The sequence below is a fragment of the Anaerotignum sp. genome, assembly GCF_045122575.1.
Taxonomy (GTDB): Bacteria; Bacillota; Clostridia; order Lachnospirales; family Anaerotignaceae; genus Anaerotignum_A.
This window is the reverse complement of sequence record NZ_JBGVHV010000182.1, coordinates 1-3161: the sequence shown is the minus strand read 5'-3', so window position 1 is coordinate 3161 and position 3161 is coordinate 1. Positions and strand designations below refer to the sequence as shown.

Here is a 3161-nt window from a genome sequence, read left to right as displayed (position 1 = left end):
TGAAAATCCTTCTTGGTTGTATACATTTTGTTAGTATGAACAAAATTTTTTCAAAAATCCCTTGACTTTTTCAAACTTTGTGCCTATATTTTAAAGTTTTGTCCATTCACGGGGAATAAACAGCTCGTTATACTTCGCTACCGCAAAGCGGTCTGTCATACAGGCGATATAATCGCAGACCACCTGACGGACAGGGTCACCTTCATTCAGCAGAATCTGAAACTCTGCGGACATTTCCTCGGGATATTCCATGTAATAATCAAAAAGATCCCCGACGATCTTTTCTGCCTTCTTATGTTCCTCCAAGGCCACATCGCTGGCATAAACCTGACGGAACATAAAGGAGCGCAGGCTGCCCAATGCGCCTTTCATTTCCGAACTCATTCTGATATCGTTGCGATCCATGCTGTTCTGGATGGTGTCTCGGATCATGGCATTGATGCGGCTGGAAGATTTCGTGCCGATCAGTGCAACGATATCTCTGGGGATATCTCTGGGACGCAGCATTCCTGCACGGATGGCGTCGTCAATATCATGGTTGGTATAGGCGATCTTATCGGAAAGCTGCACGATCTTTCCTTCCAAGGTGGCAGGGCTGCCGCTGGTACGGTGATTCAGAATACCATCTCTGACTTCCCAGGTCAGATTCAGCCCGCGGCCGTCTTTTTCCAGTCGTTCCACCACCCGCAGGCTCTGTTCATTATGGGCAAAGCCGCCGCTGTCACGGCAGAGTTCATCCAGTTTCCGTTCCCCTGCATGGCCAAAGGGCGTATGCCCCAGATCATGGCCCAAAGCGATGGCTTCCGTCAGGTCTTCATTCAGGCGCAATGCTCTGGCAATAGAGCGGGCGATCTGAGAAACCTCCAGCGTATGGGTCAGTCGGGTGCGGTAGTGGTCTCCTTCGGGGGAGATAAATACCTGTGTTTTATGTTTCATTCTGCGGAAGGACTTGCAATGGATGATACGGTCTCTGTCTCTCTGAAAATCCGTACGCAGGTCACATTTTTCTTCCTCTCGCTGTCTTCCTTTGGTATACACACTTTTGGCAGCATATTTCCCCAGCATTTTTTCTTCCAGTTCTTCCTGAAACAGACGTAATTCCATACTTTTCCCTCCTTCATTGTACAAATGTACAAATTTCTCCTATTACTTAAAATATACGATTTCCCCCTGGAAAATCCTCTTTTTTCCGCAAAAATAAAGACATCTTCCCGCCAAAACAGGAAGATGTCTGTGCTGTTTTATCCCTTCATGCCCCGCAGCAGTTTTTCATGGCCTGCCGCCATAATCCCTGCCAGAATCAATAAATAAACGGGCAGCAGCCCAACGCTGATATGGTTGGCAATGGGGCCAAACAAAGGCGGCATCACACACAGCCCCACATAGGCCCCGGCCACCTGCACCCCCATGACCGCCTGCGACCGATCCTTCCCGAAGATCCCCGGAATGGAGTGGACGATGGCAGGATAGATGGGCGCACAGCCCACCCCTAGCAATACCAGCCCGAACACCGTAAAAAAACCGCCGAAGGGCAGCAGGATTGCGATCAAACCAATGAATACGCCCACACAGCCAATGCGGATCATCTGGGCATCATTGAAACGGAAGGTCATAAACCCGCTGATCAATCGGCCCACCATAATGCCCATGAAAAAGAACCCCGCAAAACGGGAGGCCATGTCCTCCGAAAGGCCACCCTTGAATACGAGATAGCTGGCCGCCCAGAGCCCTGTGGTCTGCTCCAGCGCGCAATAGCAGAAAAAGGCCGTCATGACCTCCTTGGAACCTCTGATGGCAAGGACTTCCCGAAAAGAAATGCTTTTTCCCGTCTCTGCTTTTCCTTCTTCCTTTTCCTGTTTCCATAAAGGCAGGCTGATACAAAGCAAAATCACAATGACCACCTGTATCACACCAATGCCAAAGTAGCCCCCATGCCAGGTATATTTTCCCGCCAGAGACCATCCCATCAGAAAGGGGCCTGTGGTCGCCCCGATGCCCCACATGGCATGGAGCCAGTTCAGATGGTGACTTCTGTAATGGAGTGCCACATAATTGTTCAGAACCGTATCCACACCGCCTGCCCCCAGACCATAGGGAATGGCCCAGAAACAGAGCTGCCAGAAATGATTGCTGAAGCAGAAGGCCAGCAGCCCTACCGCCGTCAGGGCAACGCTTGCCAGTGTTACCATCCCCGCACCAAATCTTCTGGTCATCCGTTCACTGAGAAGACTGGCAACGATAGTGCCCAGAGCGATGATAACAGAAACAATGCCCGCATAGGAAAGGGGCACATGAAAATCCTGATGCATCACAGGCCAGCCGTTTCCCAGAAGGGAATCGGGCAGACCCAACGCGATAAACGCCAGATAAATGACTGCCAAAAGCAAATGTGTCATAATAAAAAATCCTTCTTCCATAAAAATCATAAAAGCGATACCACAGACGCCTGTGAAATCGCTTTCCTTTTGTATTTTCTTATTCAGGTACTTTTCCGCCGCCGTTATATTCGGCGTATTTTTTTCCTCTTACCTGCACAAACTCCATTTCGGGATAGCGTAGTGCCGTCAGGTAGCCGCCATACACGCACCCCTGATCGATATCCACGGTGTTATTGATGATCTCTGGCTTTTCCACCACTGTATGACCATAGACCACAAAAGGCTCCCCATCATATTCCGCTGCCCAGTCCAGTCTTTCCGGCTTGCCGTTTTCGTCGAAAACCCCTGTGGTTTCACCGTACAGGCAGACCGTGCGGATCTTATTGGAAAATTTCCCGATATTTTCCGCCCGCAGACCGCCATGCACAACGGCTAGTTTTTTTCTGTCCAGCAAAAGATAGAAGCACTGGCTTTCGTAACAGCGCATATAGCGGCTGCGCAGAGCCATACGCTCCTCTTTGGGCAATTTGTCCAATTCTGCCACCGTATGTTCCAGACCATGGGACAGATGCACACGATTTCCGAGGAAATAGCGATACAGCTTATTGCAGTGATTTCCGTGCACCCAGAAAGCACCGCCGTTGTTGACCTGATCGATCCAGAAATTCAGACAATCCAGATTTCTGCGGCCCTTATCCGCCACATCCCCCACAGAGATCAGCTTTCTGCCCTCCGGGTGAACATAGCAGCCGTCGCCTTTTTCATAGCCCAGCTTTTTCACCA

General features: G+C 50.1%; 3 protein-coding genes. All 3 read right to left on the bottom strand.

Features of this window, described 5'->3' with window-relative positions:
* Positions 1-90: 90 nt before the first annotated feature.
* Complete coding sequence (locus ACJMLT_RS09090; protein ID WP_405729769.1) at positions 91-1104, bottom strand: deoxyguanosinetriphosphate triphosphohydrolase; 1014 nt, start codon at positions 1102-1104, stop codon at positions 91-93.
* 137 nt (positions 1105-1241) lie between these two features.
* Positions 1242-2396 carry an MFS transporter gene (locus ACJMLT_RS09085; RefSeq protein ID WP_405729766.1) on the bottom strand — a complete coding sequence of 385 codons (1155 nt, stop codon included), beginning with the start codon at positions 2394-2396 and terminating at the stop codon, positions 1242-1244.
* A gap of 79 nt (positions 2397-2475) precedes the next feature.
* Positions 2476-3161 (bottom strand): metallophosphoesterase (locus tag ACJMLT_RS09080; RefSeq protein ID WP_405729763.1); only part of this gene is annotated, 686 nt, incomplete at its 5' end.